Here is a 17,647-nt window from a genome sequence, read left to right as displayed (position 1 = left end):
GCCGGCTGCCGAGCTGAAGCCCTCGGAGGTCCAAACCACTCGTACGGGTCGTATCCGATCCAAGCGTTGGACGAGCCGCCGGGTTGATCAACATGCTGCCGGTGGCACCGGATAACCTCGTGCGGAACGGGGACGAGGCGGCGCGGGGCCACCGGGGGAGCAGGGACGATGAGCGGTCACACCGAAGACGAGGGCGACGAGCGGCTGGCGGCCGAGGGCGAGGTCGCGCTCGCCCGGCTGGCGATCGACTCCGGCGATCTGACGCACGCCGCCGACCACCTCGGCGACGCGATACTCGCCGACCCCCAGCTGCCCGAACTGCACGAGGCGCTGGCCGAGTTGTGCGCGGCCGCGGGCGGCCCGGCGGCGGCCCGCGAGCTGTTCCCGCTGGACGGCCAGGTGTACCTCGGCACGGCGGTCTGCCGGGCCCACGTGGAGGCCGCCGCCGGGGACTGGGACGCCGCCGTCGGGCTGCTCGCCTCCGCCATCCAGTACGAGCCGGCCCGCCCCTGGGCGCACGCCGCCTGGCTCGCCCGCGAGGACCTGCCCGGCCTGGTCGACCCGGACGCCGTCGCCCAGGCGGTGGCCAGGGCCACCGGTGCGCTGCCCGACCCGCTCCCGGCCGAACCGGCCGAAGCCGTACGGCCGTTCCACGACTTCGTGCAGGCCGTGCTGGCCCGCCACGGCGACCACGTGCTGCTGCTCGCGATGACCTCCGGCCTGACCCGCCGGCTCGGCGACACCGCCCGCGCCGTCGAACTCGCCCAGCGGGCCCACCGGTCGGCCCCCGGCTACCTGCCCGCCGTGATGCTCGGCAACGCCCTGCGCGCGGACGGCCGGCCGGAACAGGCGCTCGCCGTCTGGGAGGCCGAGCTGGCGCGGGTCGCACCGGACGGGGACGACCCCAGCAGCTACCTCGCGGTGGACGTCGCCGAGCTGTACGGCACCCTCGGCCGCCCCCTCGAAGGCCTGGCCTGGCTGGACCGGGTGCTCGCCGCCGAACCCGGCCACCCCAAGGCGGGCCCGGCCAGGTACGGGCTGCTGCACGCCCTCGACGGCGACCCGGCCCACCTGCTCGGCCTGGCCGACCACCACCGCGCCCACCCCGAGCACGAGTACGCCCAGGAGCTGCTGGAGCGGCTGAGCAGCCGGGAGCCCTGGCTCGGCCTGGTCTCCGGCGCCACCGAGGCGACCGTCAACGTGCTGCACCAGGTGCTCGCCGCCTCCGACACCACCCGAGACACCGAGGTCGAGTGCACGGCCTCCACCCTGGAGCCGCCCAGCTCGGTGCTGGCCGTCCGGCTCGCGCTGCCGCGTTCCACCGTCGGCTACCAGGCCGTCGGCGAGCCCGACCCCCGGCTGCCGCTGACCGGACCCACCACCCGGATCTGGGTCTGGGACGGCACCAGCCCGCGCCCGGCGGTCGCCCCGCCCTCGCCGCGGAGCGCCGAACTCGTCCGCTCCACCGCCGAGATCTTCTGGCCGACCGTCCCCGCCGCCTACGACCACGCCGTCCGGCTCGCCGGACTGCCGCTGGACGACCTGCTCGGCGTCCTCGTCCACCCGCCGATGCCGCGCGAGGACGAACTCGGCCGGGCCCTGCTGGCCCACCAGCCCGAACTGTGGGTGCGCGCCGTCCAGGTCTTCGCCTGCCTCGGCATCGCCCACCACCGCACCGACCAGCCCTGGGAGGGCTCCGAGCGCTGGCGGGTGCTGCGCGACCTGCTGCTCGGACCGGAGGACTGGGTGGTCGAGGCGGCCGGCTTCGCGCTGGTCGCGATCGGCTGGACGCAGCCGCAGACCCGGGCCGACGTCGCCGCCCTGCTCCAGCAGCGGCTGCACCACGCCGCCAGGGCCCGGCGCACCCGGGTGGTGACGATCCTCCGCTCACTGGCCGCGCTGGTGCTCGTCGCGCCATGGACGTCCGACGAGGACCGCGAACTCGCCCGGCACCTGACGGCCAGGGAGGACGCCGCCGACGCGGAGGCGGCGTCCCAGGAGGGCCAGGGACCGGAGCGGGACCAGGAGCAGCCGGAGGCGGACGAGCCGGACGCCCCGGAGCCGGAGGAGCCCCGCCCCGGCCGGCTGCGCCGCCTCTTCGGCAGGGGCTGAGGCACTGCGGGCCGGGGCGCCGCGGGCAGAGACGCCGAGGCCGTTCCTACCCCACCCCGGGCAGCGGCTCCTGGTCGACGTCGAAGCGCGCGACCCGCTCCGCCGGGTCCCGGCACTCGGGACCCAGCCGCAGCATCCGGGACTCCGGGTCGTGCAGCGGCCGGTGGCAGCGGCGGCAGGTCACCCGGGAGCGGATGGTCTGCGCGGTGTCCGTGCCGGGGAGCGGTTCGGGGCCGGCCGGGTCGGTCGAGCCGGTCGGGTTGGTCGGACTGGTCATGGGGAGACGGTAGCCGCCTGAGCCGTCGAGGCCTCGCCGGTGCGCGGAACGACGGCCCCGCGGCCACCGGCCGGCCGGGACCACGCCGTCGGCCGGGCCCGGGGCCCGGACGGGCCCGACGCCCTCGTCGCCCGGCGGCAGCGTGGCTCCCTCGTCGCCCGGCCGCGCCCCGGCTCACCGCAAGGCGGCGGTGGCGGTGGCTCGCCCGTCGTACTCCTCCCGCGCCGCCTCGACCTCCGGCACCCGTCGCTCCGACCAGTGCGCCAGCGCCGCCACCAGGTCCGCCGCCTCCCGCCCCAGCGGGGTGAGGCTGTAGTCGACCCGCGGCGGGATCACCGGGTGCGCCTCGCGGAGGACGAAGCCGTCCCGCTCCAGCGTCTGGAGGGTCTGGGCGAGCATCTTCTCGCTGACCCCGGTGACCTTGCGGCGCAGCTCGCTGAACCGGTAGCCGCGCTCGTTCAGCGCGCCCAGCACCAGCACGCCCCAGCGGCTGGTGACGTGCTCCAGCACGCCCCGGGACGGACACATCCGGTCGAAGACGTCGGCGGGCGGCAGTCCGCCCTTGTCCAGCTCGCTTACCTTCATGTCAGTACCCTACTTTGAAGTGCGTACTTTCGAAAGGTTAGTGCTGTCCCTAAAGTGAGTTGCGAGGCCAGAACCCCGTAGCAGTCACGTAGCAACCCGAGGAGCTCCACCATGTACGTCGTCACCGGTGCCACCGGCCAGCTCGGCCGTCTCGTCGTCGAGGGCCTGCTGGCCCGGGTCCCCGCGAGCGAGGTGGCCGTCGCCGTCCGCTCCGCCGAGAAGGCCGCCGACCTGGCCGCGCGCGGCGTGGCCGTCCGGGTGGTCGACTACGACAAGCCGGAGACCCTGGCGGGCGCCTTCGCCGCGGGCGACCGGGTGCTGCTGATCTCGGGCAGCGAGGTCGGCCGCCGGATCCCGCAGCACCGGGCCGTGGTGGACGCCGCCAAGGCGGCCGGGGTCGCCCTGCTCGCCTACACCAGCGCGCCCGGCGCGGCCACCTTCCGGCTGGCCGACGAGCACAAGGCGACCGAGGAGCTGATCCTCGCCTCCGGCCTGCCGTACTCGTTCCTGCGCAACGGCTGGTACACCGAGAACTACCTGGGCGACGCGGCCGGCACGGTGGCGCGCGGCGTGGTGCTCGGCAGCGCCGGGGAGGGCCGGGTCGCCACCGCCCCGCGCCGGGACTACGCGGACGCGGCGGTCGCCGTCCTGACCGGCGAGGGCCACGAGGGCACGGTGTACGAGCTGAGCGGCGACGCCGCCTGGAGCCTGCCCGAGCTGGCCGCCGAGCTGGCGGAGGCCTCCGGCAAGCCGGTCGGGCACCGGAACGTCACCCCGGCCGAGCACCTGGACGTGCTGGTCGGCGCGGGCCTGCCGCAGGGCTTCGCCGAGGTCCTGGTGGACGTGGACGCGGGCATCGCCCGCGGTGAGCTGGCAGGCACCCCGGGCGACCTGTCCCGGCTGATCGGCCGCCCGACCGTCCCGCTGGCCGAGTCCGTCCGCGAGGCCCTGGGCGCCTGAGCCCGCCGCGGCTCCGCGCGGCCCTGAACGCCTGAGCCCGCCGCGGCTCCGCGCCCCGGTGCCGCCGGAACGTCCGGCATGCAAACACTGTCATGACCAAAATCCGGAAACGGAGATGACAGTCGCCCCTCCCGCCCGCTACCGTCGCCTCGACACACGCGCGCGGGAGGGCACTCGGCCATGGCGGAGACAGACCAGCAGGACAACGGCCGGGGCCTCTGGTACGGCGCCGCCGCGTACGGCATCTGGGGCCTGTTCCCCCTGTTCTGGCCGTTGCTGGAGCCCAGCCCCGCCGACGACATCCTGGCCAACCGGATGGTCTGGTCGCTGGTCGCGGTGCTCCTGATGCTGATAGCCCAGCGGCACTGGGGCTGGATACGCCCGCTGCTGCGCCAGCCCCGCCGGCTCGCCATGCTGGCCGGGGCGGCCACCGTGATCTCGGTCAACTGGGCCGTCTACATCTGGGCCGTCAACGCCGGGCACGTGGTCGAGACCAGCCTCGGCTACTTCATCAACCCCCTGGTCACCATCGCCTTCGGCGTCCTGGTGCTCAAGGAACGGCTGCGCCGGGTGCAGTGGACGGCGGTCGGCATCGGTGCCGCCGCCGTCGCGGTGCTCACCGTCGCGTACGGGCAGCCGCCCTGGATCGCCCTCACCCTGGCGCTCTCCTTCGCCACCTACGGCCTGCTGAAGAAGCAGGTCGGGCTGAGCGGACTGGAGAGCCTGGCGGCCGAGAGCGCCTTCATGTTCCCGTTCGCCCTCGGCTACCTGGTCTACCTCCAGGTCGGCGGGCGCGGCACCTTCGGGCACACGGTGGCCGGCTCGTACGGCTGGGGGCACTCCGGGCTGCTGATGCTCAGCGGCGTGATCACCGCGATCCCGCTGCTGTTCTTCGGCGCGGCCGCCGTCCGGGTGCCGCTGACCGTGCTCGGGCTGCTCCAGTACCTGGCGCCGGTGTTCCAGTTCCTGATCGGCGTCGCGGTGTTCCACGAGTCCATGCCGCCCGCCCGCTGGGCCGGCTTCGGCCTGGTCTGGGTCGCGCTCGCGCTGCTCACCTGGGACGCGCTGCGCCAGGTCAGGGCCGACCGCGCGGCCCGGGCCGCGGCCGCGCCGGAGCCCGAACCCGCGCAGCCGGCCGTCACGCGCTGATGTCCCGGCCGGCGAAGCGCGCCCAGGCCGCCGAGCCGAACACGGCGACGTAGGCGGCCTGGAGGCCGAGGTCCTTCAGCACGCCGTCCCAGTACATCGGCGCCCGTAGCAGGTCCGCGAAGCTCAGCCAGTAGTGGGAGAACAGGAACGGCCTGACCGCGTCCAGTTGTGGGAACACGTCCAGGATCTGGACGGTGACCACCAGGACGACGGTGGCGGCCATCGCCGCGATGCCGCTGCCGGTGAGCGTCGAGACGAACAGTCCGATCGCCACCAGCCCGGCCAGCGAGACCGCGACCACCAGGGCGACCAGCAGCGCGCGCAGCAGCGCGTCGCCGAGACCGATGGTGTCCCCGGAGAGCAGCGTCACCTCGCCGAGCGGGAAGAGCGCGGCGCCCGCGGCCAGCGCCGACACCGCGACCGCCGCCGTGGCGGCCAGGCAGAACACCAGCCCGGCGGTGAACTTGGCGGCCAGCAGCCTGGTCCGCCCGGCCGGGGCGACCAGCAGGTAGCGCAGCGTCCCGGTGGCTGCCTCGCCCGCCACCGAGTCCCCGGCGACCACGCCGACCGTCATCGGCAGGAAGACCGGCAGGGTCACCGCCAGGGACGTGAAGACCAGGAAGAGCCCGTTCTGCGTGGTCTGCGCGATGAAGCTCGGACCGCCGCCCTCGTGCGGGCTGTCCGTGTTGAGCTTGACCACCACCCCGATCAGGACCGGCAGCACCGCCAGGATGCCCAGCAGCACCATGGTGCGCATCCGCCGGAAGGTCAGGTGCAGCTCGTTCCTGAACAGCGCCAGGAACCCGGCCACCGTCTGCGGCCGCCGCCCGGTGCGGATCGGCAGCGCCTCAGCCCGCGACATCGAAGCCCTCCCCGGTCAGCGCCACGAAGGCGTCCTCCAACGTGCCCCGCTCCAGCCCGAAGCCGTGCACCCGCACCCCGGCCCCGACCAGCGCCGCGCACAGCCTGGGCAGCGCCTCCTCGTCGAGCACACCGGGCTCGCCGTCCACCCGGTCCTCGCCGGGCACCAGGGCGGTGACCCGGTGGGCCGCCAGCACCTCGGCGGCCCGCGCCACGTCCGGGGTGCGGACCACCAGCCGGCCCTGCGCCCGGGCGGCCAGCTCGGCGACGGTGCCCTGCACCACCAGCCGGCCCCGGGACATCACCGCGGCGTGGGTGCAGACGTGCTCGATCTCGTCCAGCAGGTGCGAGGAGAGGAACACCGTGGTGCCCTCCGCCGCGACCTCCCTGACCAGCGCCCGGATCTCCCGCATGCCCTGCGGGTCCAGCCCGTTGGTCGGCTCGTCCAGCACCAGCAGCTCGCGCGGCTGGAGCAGCGCGGAGGCCAGGCCCAGGCGCTGCTTCATGCCCAGCGAGTACGCGCGGGCCTTCTTGTCCGCCGCCGCGCCCAGGCCGACCCGCTCCAGCGCGGCGCCGACCCGCTGCCGGCGGGTGCGCGGGTCGGCGGTCGGGTCGGCGGCGTCGAAGCGCACCAGGTTGTCCCGCCCGGAGAGGAAGCCGTACAGAGCCGGGCCCTCGATCAGCGCGCCCACCCGGGGCAGCACGGTGGCGACGGACTGCGGCATCGACTCGCCGAGGACGGTGGCCACGCCCGAGGTGGGGGCGATCAGGCCCATCAGCATCCGGATGGTGGTGGTCTTGCCGGAGCCGTTGGGGCCCAGGAAGCCGAAGACGGAGCCGCGCGGCACGGCCAGGTCCAGGCCGTCCACGGCGAGCTGGCCGCCGCGGAAGCGCTTGGTCAGGCCGCGGGTCCGGATGACGTCGTCGGCGCGGGAGCCGGACGGGCCGGCGGTACCGGCGGCAGCGGCGGCACCAGTGGCACCGGCAGTACCGGCCGCACCGGTTGTCGCAGAAGAGGAGGAAGAGGAGGAAGCGGAGGAGAGGGAGGCGGATGGAACGGGAACGGGGGCCGGGCGCGGCTCGGCGCCCGTACCCCCGGCCGACTCCGTAACGTCCCCCGTTACGGGAGCCTTGGCCATCCGTCAGTTCACCCCGGCGGCGTGCTGGAGGACCGGCAGGGTCACCGCGCCGGCGAAGACCCGGCCGTCGTCGGTGAGCAGGACGTTGAGCACCTTGGTGCTGACCAGCGTGCCGCCGTCGACCGGCTTGCCGAACGACTTCGCCATCGCCTGCGGGTTCAGCGACCGTGCCGCACCGTCCCCGCCGTGGCCGCCGCCGTCGCCCTGCGGCGCGCTGCCGGCCGTGCCGGGCGGCTGGGTGGCGACGATCGCCGTCCAGCCCTCACCGATCACGTTCACGCCCTCGTGCCCCTGGGCGCCCCGGTGCTCCCCGGCTCCGTCCGGCGCGCCCTGGGGCGCCCCGTCCGTCTTCTCCTCCGTCACCTTGGCGCCCTTGGGGACGGTGAAGTCGAAGGTCTTGGCGTCCGGCCTGGCGAAGGACACCTTGGTGAAGCGGACGTTCAGCACGGTGCTGCCGTCCACCGACTTCACCGCCACCGCCAGCGGCACCCCGTTGGCGGCGGCCACCGAGATCCTGACCTCGGCCAGGGTCGAACCGGACTGGGTGGGCTTCACGCTCAGCTGGTAGGCGTCCTGCCCGGCCACCTTGGCCGTCCCGGCGACGGTGACCGAGGTGGTACCGGCGCTCCCGGTCAGGAACTGCCTGGCGGCCTCCTGCGGGCTGGTCGGCAGCTCGGACAGCGGCGCCCCCGCGGGCCGCTCGCCGGCGGCCAGGCCGGCCGTGTGCACCGCGGTGTTGGACGAGCTCTCCCAGGCCCAGGCCTGGTCGCCGTTGTGGACCAGGGTGTAGCCGGACATGTCCTCCAGGACGTCCACCCGCTGGCGCTCCGGACCGTCCACCGCGATCCGCACCGTCTGGTCCCCGCCGAGCAGACCGAGCAGCTTGGACTTCGGGTCCGCGGAGGAGCCCTGGCCGCCGTGGCCGCCGGCCGCCCCGCCGAGGCCGCCGGCCGCGCCCAGCAGCTGGGTGGGCAGGCCGAGGTCGGTGCTGATCGAGACCGTCCCTGACAGTGCCTGGGTCTCGGAGCCGAGCACCTTGGCGACCACCTGCTCCGCGGTCAGCGCCGGAAGGTCGGGCGGGCCGTCCGCGGCCAGCGCCGGCACCAGTCCCACTCCCGCGGCGATCGCCGCGGCCACCGCCACCGGCACCCCGGCGCGCACCAGGACGCGTCGCCGGGAGCCGTACGGCAGGCCGCCGTCCAGATCGTCCCCCGCCGCCTTTTCGTTGGTCATGGCGTCCTCAACTCCTCTGGGTACCCGTCAGATTGGCCCTGCCCTTCCATTAGAAGCCGCCGCGCCGACGCCGTCATCGCCCTGTGGGGGCAGATCGGGGTGGCCTTCTTGGGTACGCCGACCCTGAGACGGCATCAGGGTTGCTCCGACCCGGGTACCACCCCTGGCGTATCGTCGCGCCATGGACGGAACCGCCGTGGACGCCAGCACCCCGCCGACCGCGAACGCGATGCGCCGCGCCCTGCGCCGCGCCCGGGACGGCGTCGCCCTCGACGTCACCGAGGCAGCCGTGCTGCTCCAGGCCAGAGGCGAGGACCTGCTGGACCTCTGTGCGGGCGCCGCCCGGGTCCGGGACGCCGGCCTCGAAGCGGCCGGCCGCCCCGGGGTCATCACCTACTCCAAGAGCGTCTTCGTCCCGCTCACCCGGCTCTGCCGCGACAAGTGCCACTACTGCACCTTCGCCACCGTCCCCGGCAGGCTGCGCCGGGAGGGCCACGGGATGTACATGTCCCCGGACGAGGTGCTGGAAGTGGCCAGGCGCGGGGCCGAACTCGGCTGCAAGGAAGCCCTGATCACACTCGGCGACAAGCCCGAGGACCGCTGGCCCGAGGCCCGCGAGTGGCTGGACGCGCACGGCTACGACGACACCATCGCCTACGTGCGCGCCATGTCGATCCGCATCCTGGAGGAGACCGGCCTGCTGCCGCACCTCAACCCCGGGGTGCTGAGCTGGACCGACTTCCAGCGGCTCAAGCCCGTCTCCGCCTCGATGGGCATGATGCTGGAGACCACCGCCACCCGGCTGTGGAGCGAGCCCGGCGGCCCGCACTTCGGCTCCCCGGACAAGGAGCCGGCCGTCCGGCTGCGGGTGCTGGAGGACGCCGGGCGCAGCTCCGTCCCCTTCACCAGCGGCCTGCTGATCGGCATCGGCGAGACGTACCGGGAGCGCGCCGAGTCGCTGTTCGCGCTGCGCCGGGTCTCCCGTGCCTACCACGGCATCCAGGAGCTGATCCTGCAGAACTTCCGGGCCAAGCCGGACACCGCGATGGGCGGCATGCCGGACGCCGAGCTGGACGAGCTGGTCGCCACCGTCGCGGTGGCCCGGCACCTGATGGGCCCGGCCGCCTGCCTCCAGGCGCCGCCGAACCTGGTCGACGGCGAGTACGAGCGGCTGATCGCGGCCGGCGTCGACGACTGGGGCGGGGTCTCCCCGCTCACCCCCGACCACGTCAACCCCGAGCGCCCCTGGCCGCAGATCGAGCGGCTGGCCGAGCGCTCGGCGGCGGCCGGCTTCGAGCTGCGCGAGCGCCTCGCCGTCTACCCCGAGTACGTGCGCCGCGGCGAGCCCTGGCTGGACCCGCGGGTGCTGCCGCACGTGCGCGCCCTGGCCGACCCGGCCACCGGACTGGCGGACCCGGACGCGCCGGTCCGCGGCCTGCCCTGGCAGGAGCCCGAGGACCTGCCGGAGTCGTACGGGCGCACCGACCTGCACGCCACCATCGACACCGCGGGCCGCACCGGCGACCGCAGGGCCGACTTCGAGGACGTGTACGGCGACTGGGAGGTGCTGCGCGAGCAGGTGCTCGCCGAGGGCGCCCCCGAGCGCCTCACCGGGGACCTCAGGGAGGCCCTCGCGGTGGCCGCGGACGACCCGGTGAAGCTGACCGACGACCAGGCGCTGGCCCTGTTCCACGCCGACGGCCCGGCCCTGGACGCCCTCTGCCGGATCGCCGACGACGTGCGCAGGGACGCCGTCGGCGACGACGTCACCTACTGCGTCACCAGGAACATCAACTTCACCAACGTCTGCTACACCGGCTGCCGCTTCTGCGCCTTCGCCCAGCGCCGCACCGACGCGGACGCCTACACCCTCTCCCTGGACCAGGTCGCCGACCGGGCCGCCCAGGCCTGGGAGGTGGGCGCCACCGAGGTCTGCATGCAGGGCGGCATCCACCCGGACCTGCCCGGCGCCGCCTACTTCGACATCGCCCGCGCGGTGAAGGAGCGGGTGCCCGGCATCCACGTGCACGCCTTCTCGCCGATGGAGGTGGTCAACGGCGCGACCCGCACCGGGCTCTCGATCAGGGACTGGCTCCAGCGGGCCAAGGAGTCAGGCCTGGACACCATCCCCGGCACCGCCGCCGAGATCCTGGACGACGAGGTCCGCTGGGTGCTCACCAAGGGCAAGCTGCCGGCCGCCACCTGGGTCGAGGTGGTCACCACCGCGCACGAGCTGGGCATCCGTTCCTCGTCCACGATGATGTACGGGCACGTGGACACCCCGAAGCACTGGCTGGGCCACCTGCGGCTGCTCGCCGGGATCCAGCAACGGACGGGCGGCTTCACCGAGTTCGTGACCCTGCCGTTCATCCACACCAACGCGCCGGTCTACCTGGCCGGCATCGCCCGTCCCGGACCGAGCGCCAGGGACAACCGCGCCGTGATCGCGATGGCCCGGCTGCTGCTGCACCCGCACATCCCCAACATCCAGACCAGCTGGGTCAAGCTGGGCGCCGAGGGCGCGGCCGAGATGCTCCGCTCCGGCGCCAACGACCTGGGCGGCACGCTGATGGAGGAGACCATCTCCCGGATGGCCGGCTCGGCGTACGGGAGTTACAAGTCGGTGCGCGACCTCCAGGCCATCGCCGAGGCGGCGGGCCGTCCGCACCGTCAGCGCACCACCACCTACGGCGAGGTGCCGGCCGAGCGGCGGGCCGCGGCACTGGCCTCGGACGGGCACCTGCCGGAGCTGCTGCCGGTGCTGGACTGACCGCGCCGGACCGACCGTGCGGACCGGCTGTGCCGGACCGGCCGGGCCGGGCCTGGCCGCCGCCCGCGCGGCGGCCGGGCCGGGGGCACCGGAGTTCGAGGGATGCCGTCGATCCGCAAGGGGCGTCGAAGTACAGTGCGAGGGCGCGCGGCCGGCCGAGCGTCGCGCGGCCCCCACACCCGACGAAAGGCGCCCCGTCGTGATGCCACTGTGGTCACGCGCCCAGCAGCAGGACTACCGCAGCCGGGTGCGGGGCTGTCTGCTCGGCGGTGCCATCGGCGACGCGCTCGGTGCGGGCGTCGAGTTCGAGTCGCTGGAGAAGATCCGGGACCGGCACGGCCCGCAGGGCGTCACCGGCTACGTCCCCGCGTACGGGCGCGCCGGCGCCGTCACCGACGACACCCAGCTCAGCCTCTTCACCGTCGACGGACTGATCCGCGCCCACATCCGGCGCGACACCGGCAGCTGGCACCCGCCCACCGACCTGCACCTGGCCTACCTCCGCTGGGCCGCCACCCAGCGCGACTGGGGCCCGGACGAGCGCCGCCCCGACCTCGGCTGGCTCGGCCGTGAGGAGTGGCTGTACGCCCAGCGCGCCCCCGGCCAGGGCTGCCTGTCCGGCCTCACCGGGGCCGACGCCGAGCGGCTCGGCACCCTGGAGCTGCCGAAGAACCCGCACTCCAAGGGCTGCGGCACGGTGGTGCGGGCGGCGCCCTTCGGGCTGCTCACCACCTGGGAGCCGAGCCTGGTGTTCCAGCTCGCGGTGGAGTGCTCGGTGCTCACCCACGGCCACCCCACCGGCTACCTGGCGGCGGGCGCGTTCGCGGTGATCGTCCAGTCCGTGGCCCGCGGCGGCACCCTGGAGGAGGGCGTCCACCTCGCGCTCGCCCTGCTCTCCGAGCGCCCCGCGCACGAGGAGACCACCGCCGCGCTGCGGGCCGCCCTGGACGCGGTGCGGGCCGGCGAGCCCTCCGCGGAGCGGGTCGAGGCGCTGGGGGAGGGCTGGGTGGCCGAGGAGGCGCTGGCGATCGCGGTCTACTGCGCCCTGGTCGCGCACGACGTGCGCTCGGGCCTGCTGCTCGCGGTCAACCACTCGGGGGACAGCGACGCCACCGGCGCGATCTGCGGCAACCTGCTCGGGGTGCTGCACGGGGACACCGCCCTGCCGCCCGGTCTGCTGGCCGGGCTCGAAGGGCGCGGGGCGATCCTCGAACTCGCCGACGACTTCGTGATGGAGCTGGTGCACGGGGCCGAACTGCACGACCGGCAGACCCCGGAGGGCGTCAACTGGACCGCCCGCTACCCGGTGGCGGGCTGAGACCCGCCCCCGACACGGAAGTTGCCCGGAGCACCGCCCGCCGCCTGAAGGCGACGGACACCGCTACGGGCAACTGGTCCGAGTACGGAACCGCGTGGGCCGGTCAGCCCGGGAGGCCGCCGAAGGCGCCGCCCGCCGCCGACGAGGCGAAGGCGTTCCAGGCCTCGGCGGAGAAGCGCAGCTGCGGGCCCCGGGGGTCCTTGGAGTCCCGGACCGCCACCTCCCCCGAGCCGGGGACGGCGATCTCCACGCAGGCGCCCTGGCCTCCGCTGTGACTGCTCTTGCGCCAGGGGGTTCCGTACTCGGACGGGGTGATCATTCGTGGAATTCCTTCTCGATGTCGGCTATCAGCGACCGGCTCTCCGCGACGCCGAGGGCGGCCGCTCTCAGGTAGTCGTACAGACCGGTATAGCGGCGCACGTCCGTCTCCTTCTCCAGGTAGAGATCGCTCGTCACACCTTCGAAGTAGACAACCGTGGAATCGGCTGACTCGGGGAACTCCAGCAGCGAGAATGTCCCGGTCATGCCGGGGTGGGCGCCGTGCGAGAACGGGATCACCTGGATGGTGATGTTCGAACGCTGGCTGAGGTCCAGCATCTGCCGCAGCTGCGCCGCCATCACCGCCTTGCTGCCGACCTCACGGCGCAGCACCGCCTCGTCTATGACGGTCCACAGGCTGCCCAGCTGGTTCTCGCCGTGGATGCGCTCCTGGCGCTTCATCCGGACCTGCACCCGGCGCTGCACGGCGACCGCGTCGGTGTCCGGCTGGGTGCCCTCGACCACGGCCTCGGCGTAGTGCTCGGTCTGCAGCAGACCGGGGACGAAGGAGGACTCGTACGCGCGGATCGAGGAGGCCTCGGCCTCCAGTCCGATGTAGACGCTGTACGGGGTCGGCATGTCGTTGAAGTCGTGCCACCAGCCGCGCTGGCGTGACTCCTTGGCCATCTCCATCAGGCTGGCGCGCAACTGGTCGTCGGGCACGTTGTACACGTCGCAGAGGTCCCGCACGTCGCGCTGGCTGATGCTGCGGCGGCCGTTCTCCAGCCGGCTGATCTTCGACTGGGAGACCATCAGGCGGCCGGCGACCTCCTCCGCCGTCATGCCCAGGCCCTCGCGGAGCTTGCGCAGCTCCGAACCGAGGCGCCGGCGGCGAACGGTGGGATTGACGTTGGCGGACACTTCGACCTCCGGCCGGACCTCTGGTGCTCGTTGGAACGGCGACCCTCGGAACACTTCGGACATAGGGACCAACCCCCCTGACTTGGAGCAGCATGTCACCTTGGGCCAGGTCGGCGTCGGGGAATCACGGCAGCGCGATAGGACAGATCATCGGAATAGCACTTCCGCGAGACAGCGAAAGCCCCCAGGTGGTAATGCGGCTCGGCGACTCGGACAGGTGCTGCGGTGGGTGCCCCCGGACCGGCTCGTACGCGCCCCCGGCACGTACGGGGGAGGGTCGCTGCCGGGGGTCCGCCGTCAGCGTCCGGGGACGGCTGAGGGGCGGTCGCCGGGCGACTCGCGTCGCGGGGCGACCGCCCCTCGGTGCTGCTGGTGGCGCCGGTTGCTTCCGGTGCCGCGGGTGGTGCCGGTAGTGCGTCCGGTGCGTCCGGTGCCCGTCGTGCTCCTGGCGCCGGTGGCACCGGTCGTACGCCGGGCCGCTCAGCGCCGTCGGACGGCGTGAACGGGGCGGCGGGCGCCGTCGGGTGCGCGGCCGGTGGCGTCGGGCGCCGTGGCGGCTGCCCGCCGGGCCCCGCGGACCGCTCCGGTCAGCGGGCGCCGACCCGGGAGGCGGAGACCCGCCCGCCCGAACCCCGGCCCGCCGTACGGGCGCCGGGACGGCCGGCGGCGGCCCCGGAACCTTGGGAAGAACGGTTCTGCTGCGCGGGCAGGCCGTTCTGCACGTCCATCACGGCGTGCGCGACCATCCCGCCCAGCGGGTCGTACCGGATCAGGTCGCGCAGCCGCGACCGCGAGGACCGGCCCTCGTTGCCCGGGTACAGGTGCTTGCCCAGTCCGACCGAGTGGGCGAGCGCCGCCAGCGCCGCCGTCCGCGGGTCCGGCGGGACACCGGTGCGGATCGCGGTGTCCAGACGCTGCTTGATCGCGGCGTTGGTGCAGTCGTCGGACGCCTGGTACCGGATCGTCGGCAGCACCCCGCACACCTGGCCCGGCACGGCCGTGACCATGCCGCAGCGCTCCAGGTGCGCCAGATAGGTCTGCCGCAGCCCCAGCCGGGGCCCGCCGATCCAGTGCGCCGCGCGGACCGGACTGCCGCGTCGGCGCAGCAGTTCCAGTGCGTGGTCGAGGGTCGGGTCGCCGGTCGGCCGTGCGAGCACGACGGCGATCCGGTCTCCCTCCGGTACGATCCGTCCGGCCAGGGACAGCTCGACGAGCTGGGCCCCGGCGAGTCCGAGGTCGAGGGTCTGCGGCTGCGCCGTGGTACCCGTGGTCGGGTCCAAAGCGAGCAGCAAGAGTTCCTCGGGAACAGTTCTGCGGCTCTTGCCCATCCAAGCCTCCCCGCGTGGATGAGAGACAGGGTGACGCCTCTCACACGGGCTTGTCGAGTACGCCTCCGAATCGTGACCTTGCGGTGAAGGCGCGGAACCGGCGGCGCGGGGCCCTGCGTCTGACCGGTGGACAGACCGTGGAGCGGCCGGGCGACGACAATACGCGCCGGTCGGGCGGGGTGTGCGCGGCCGGATCGGCCGCCGGTGGCGGAGACTGTACAGGTACACGGGCGGGGCGTCGGCTTCCCGAAATCGGGTTCGCCGGTGCCCCGCGGGGCGTTGAGGAGGCTGGGATACGTGGGCGAGTCCCCCGACAGGGTGCTGAGGGACGGCGACGAGCGGCAGCGGGACCGCGAGCGCGAACGGAGCGGTGCGGCGGCCGGTGCCGCCGGTCCCGCCGAGGGCGGTTCCGGCCCGGATGCTGACGGTGCGTCAGTCGCGGCCGACGCCGGGGCGAGCGCCGGGACCTCCTCGGACACCGCTTCGGACAGCCCTGCGGAGGCCTCCGGCGAGACGCCCGCGGAGGCGTCCGCCGACACCCCCGCGGCGGGGGCCAAGGGCGGCTCGACCGTACAGCTCCGCGTCCGGGATGTGGACAGCAGGACGACGATGCTGCGGCTGCCGGTGGACAACAGGACCACCGCGCTGCGGCTGCCCGAGGAGCTGGTGAAGGCTGCCGGCAAGGGGAGTTCCGAAGGCGGGGACGAGCAGGCGGGGGCCGCGGCGGAAGCCGAGGAGGTGAAGGAGCCCGCCGGGCGTCCGGTCGGCGCCGACCCGCGTCTCGCCATCCGGACGGCCGTCGCGGTGGCGGACAAGGCGGCGGACCAGGTGGTGGAGAAGGTCGCGGAGAACGCGGCCGAGCCGTCCGAGGAGACCGACGCCGAGGGCACCTCCGGGCCCGGAGCCGAGCCGGCCGAGAAGGCGGCCGACGAGACCGGTGAGACCGGGAAGGCCGAGGACGCCGAGCGCTCCGAGGACTCCGAGGAATCCGAGGACGCTCCCGCGACCGGCGCCTTGACCCTCGCGCTGACCAAGACCGGGCAGCCTGGTCAGCCGTCGGGTCAGGCCGAGAAGCTGGAGAAGCCCGCGCCGCCGCGCGCCTCCGCCGCCCCCGCGGCCGGCACCGTCCCCCCGGCCGGCACCGTGCCCGAGCCGAAGCCCGAGCCACGTCCGGATCCCAGGCCCGTCCCCGAGCCCGAGCCCACCCCGGGCCCGGCGCCGCTGCCGAGGCCGACCCCCGAGCCCGCTCCCGTGCCGGCCCCGAAGCCGCTGCCGGAGCCCGATCCGCGCCCGGTGCCGCCGGTCCCGCCGCTGCCGGCGCCCGAGCCGATGCCGTCGCCGGAGAACACCGCCGAGGCGATGGAGGTCCTGGCCTCCCTCAATGCCCGCCCGGTTTCGCCGCTGCGGCGCGCCCTCAAGCGGGTGACCATCTGGACGGTCTTCCTCGCCGTGGTGCTCGGCGCGCTCGCGGTGGCCCAGCTGCTGCGCCCGCTGCCGGATCCCAAGCTGAAGACGACCACCGCGGGCAGCTACAGCTTCTCCGGCGACCAGCTCGACCTCGCCTGGCCGGCCAAGGGCCAGTCCGCCGCCGAGGTGGTCGGCGTCGGCAGCCTCGGCAGCTCGGGCCCGGAGACGCCGGCCTCGATCGCCAGCGTCACCAAGGTGATGAACGCCTACCTGATCCTCCAGAAGTACCCCCTGAAGAAGGGGGAGAGCGGCCCGAAGATCACCGTCGACAAGCAGGCCGCGCAGGAGTCCGGCAACGTCGACGAGTCCAAGGTGACGCTCACCGAGGGCCAGGTGCTCACCGAGTACCAGGCACTGGAACTGCTGATGCTGCCCTCGGCCAACAACGTGGCCCGGCTGCTCGCCCGCTTCCACTCCGGCTCCGAGGCCGAGTTCGTCAAGGCGATGAACGACACCGCGACCAAGTTCGGCATGAGCAACACCATCTACGCCGACCCGGCGGGCTTCAACGCGGACACCAAGTCCACCGCCAAGGACCAGCTGAAGCTGGCCGAGCAGGTCATGCAGGACGAGATCTTCCGGCAGATCGTCTCCACCCCGGAGACCAACTTCAACAACGCGAAGATCCCCAACACCAACAACCTGATCAACCCGAAGACCGGCGTCATCGGCGTCAAGACCGGCTCCAGCACTCCGGCCGGCGGCTGCCTGATGTGGGCCGCGTACAAGGAGATCGGCGGCGTGCGGCGGCTGATCCTCGGCGTCACCCTGGGCCAGCAGGCCACCTCGCCCAACCCGGGCGACGGCATCCTGCCGACCGTGCTGAAGGTCAGCGGCAAGCAGATCCAGGCCGCGCAGAACGGCCTGACCGGCCAGACCGTGGTGAAGAAGGGCGACGTCGTCGGCTCGGTGGAGGACGGGCTCGGCGGCAAGGTCGCGCTCGTCGCGACCAAGGACCTGGTGGTGGCGGGCTTCCCCGGCATCTCCGGCACCGTCACCCTGGACGCCTCGAAGATCGGCCACACCGAGCAGGCCGGCAAGGAGGTCGGCGTGCTGCGGGTGGGCGCGGGCGAGGACCGGGTGGAGGTGCCGGTGGCACTCCAGTCCGGCCTGACCCCGCCGTCCATCCAGTCCCGGCTGCTGCGCACGCTGTGAGGCGCTGAGCCGGGGCGCCGAGGCGACGTACAGAGCGGAAAGGAGAAGGGGAGCCGGTCCCGTACCGGCTCCCCTTCTCCGTGCCCCCGAGGCGCTGTGTCCCCGGGTAGCTGT

Annotated in this window: 14 protein-coding genes; 6 read left to right on the top strand and 8 right to left on the bottom strand. The window is 74.1% G+C overall.

From position 1 onward, the window contains the following. Positions 1-168 precede the first annotated feature (168 nt). Positions 169-2,112, top strand: coding sequence for a tetratricopeptide repeat protein (locus tag ACIQOW_RS34345; RefSeq protein WP_401091638.1), 1,944 nt, complete (start codon positions 169-171; stop codon positions 2,110-2,112). 46 nt (positions 2,113-2,158) lie between these two features. Here the strand turns inward: ACIQOW_RS34345 and ACIQOW_RS34340 are convergent, their stop codons facing one another. Continuing rightward, entirely contained in the window at positions 2,159-2,389 is a 231-nt protein-coding gene (locus ACIQOW_RS34340) for a DUF6011 domain-containing protein (RefSeq protein WP_401091636.1), read from the bottom strand. A gap of 174 nt (positions 2,390-2,563) precedes the next feature. Further along, complete coding sequence (locus tag ACIQOW_RS34335) at positions 2,564-2,974, bottom strand: winged helix-turn-helix transcriptional regulator (protein ID WP_401091634.1); 411 nt, start codon at positions 2,972-2,974, stop codon at positions 2,564-2,566. A gap of 111 nt (positions 2,975-3,085) precedes the next feature. Here ACIQOW_RS34335 and ACIQOW_RS34330 point away from each other — a divergent pair, with 111 nt between their 5' ends. Together ACIQOW_RS34330 and rarD are read left to right on the top strand one after the other, a co-directional pair. Further along, the gene (locus ACIQOW_RS34330) at positions 3,086-3,934 is read left to right on the top strand and encodes an SDR family oxidoreductase (RefSeq protein WP_401091632.1); all 849 of its coding nucleotides are present in this window, start codon (positions 3,086-3,088) and stop codon (positions 3,932-3,934) included. Between the two features lie 180 nt (positions 3,935-4,114). Then, positions 4,115-5,083, top strand: coding sequence for an EamA family transporter RarD (rarD, locus tag ACIQOW_RS34325; protein WP_401091630.1), 969 nt, complete (start codon positions 4,115-4,117; stop codon positions 5,081-5,083). On the opposite strand, the gene ACIQOW_RS34320 is transcribed toward rarD, so the two are convergent. Genes ACIQOW_RS34320 through ACIQOW_RS34310 form a run of 3 tightly spaced genes read right to left on the bottom strand, consistent with a single transcriptional unit; the run spans position 5,073 to position 8,316 of the window. Further along, positions 5,073-5,945: an ABC transporter permease gene (locus tag ACIQOW_RS34320; protein ID WP_401091628.1), complete on the bottom strand. Its 873-nt coding sequence runs from the start codon at positions 5,943-5,945 to the stop codon at positions 5,073-5,075. The genes rarD and ACIQOW_RS34320 overlap by 11 nt on opposite strands. After that, a complete protein-coding gene (locus ACIQOW_RS34315; protein WP_401091626.1) occupies positions 5,932-7,083 on the bottom strand; it encodes an ABC transporter ATP-binding protein in 1,152 nt (383 codons plus the stop codon). Before ACIQOW_RS34315 ends, ACIQOW_RS34320 begins: the two co-directional genes overlap by 14 nt. 3 nt (positions 7,084-7,086) lie before the next feature. Next, entirely contained in the window at positions 7,087-8,316 is a 1,230-nt protein-coding gene (locus ACIQOW_RS34310; protein WP_401091624.1) for an outer membrane lipoprotein carrier protein LolA, read from the bottom strand. 181 nt (positions 8,317-8,497) lie between these two features. Between ACIQOW_RS34310 and ACIQOW_RS34305 the strand changes: the two genes are divergently transcribed. Further along, on the top strand, positions 8,498-11,086 hold the full coding sequence (locus ACIQOW_RS34305; RefSeq protein ID WP_401091622.1) for a bifunctional FO biosynthesis protein CofGH: 2,589 nt from the start codon (positions 8,498-8,500) through the stop codon (positions 11,084-11,086). A 202-nt stretch (positions 11,087-11,288) separates the two neighbouring features. Then, positions 11,289-12,404: an ADP-ribosylglycohydrolase family protein gene (locus ACIQOW_RS34300; protein WP_401091620.1), complete on the top strand. Its 1,116-nt coding sequence runs from the start codon at positions 11,289-11,291 to the stop codon at positions 12,402-12,404. A gap of 103 nt (positions 12,405-12,507) precedes the next feature. Here ACIQOW_RS34300 and ACIQOW_RS34295 read toward each other — a convergent pair whose 3' ends face one another. From ACIQOW_RS34295 to ACIQOW_RS34285, 3 genes are all read right to left on the bottom strand, one after another. Further along, positions 12,508-12,723, bottom strand: a complete 216-nt coding sequence (locus tag ACIQOW_RS34295) for a DUF397 domain-containing protein (protein ID WP_188300396.1) — start codon at positions 12,721-12,723, stop codon at positions 12,508-12,510. After that, on the bottom strand, positions 12,720-13,583 hold the full coding sequence (locus ACIQOW_RS34290) for a helix-turn-helix domain-containing protein (protein WP_401091618.1): 864 nt from the start codon (positions 13,581-13,583) through the stop codon (positions 12,720-12,722). The genes ACIQOW_RS34295 and ACIQOW_RS34290 overlap by 4 nt, the downstream gene beginning before the upstream one ends. A 587-nt stretch (positions 13,584-14,170) precedes the next feature. Then, positions 14,171-14,911 (bottom strand): GPP34 family phosphoprotein, encoded by a 741-nt coding sequence (locus tag ACIQOW_RS34285; protein WP_401091616.1) that lies wholly within the window; start codon positions 14,909-14,911, stop codon positions 14,171-14,173. A gap of 297 nt (positions 14,912-15,208) precedes the next feature. Here ACIQOW_RS34285 and ACIQOW_RS34280 point away from each other — a divergent pair, with 297 nt between their 5' ends. Beyond that, on the top strand, positions 15,209-17,533 hold the full coding sequence (locus ACIQOW_RS34280; RefSeq protein WP_401091614.1) for a hypothetical protein: 2,325 nt from the start codon (positions 15,209-15,211) through the stop codon (positions 17,531-17,533). Positions 17,534-17,647 lie beyond the last annotated feature (114 nt).

The organism is Kitasatospora sp. NPDC091335, assembly GCF_044757205.1.
In the GTDB taxonomy this organism is placed as follows: domain Bacteria; phylum Actinomycetota; class Actinomycetes; order Streptomycetales; family Streptomycetaceae; genus Kitasatospora.
Note: the sequence above shows the minus strand (reverse complement) of the source record. Positions and strands in the feature narration are given on the sequence as shown.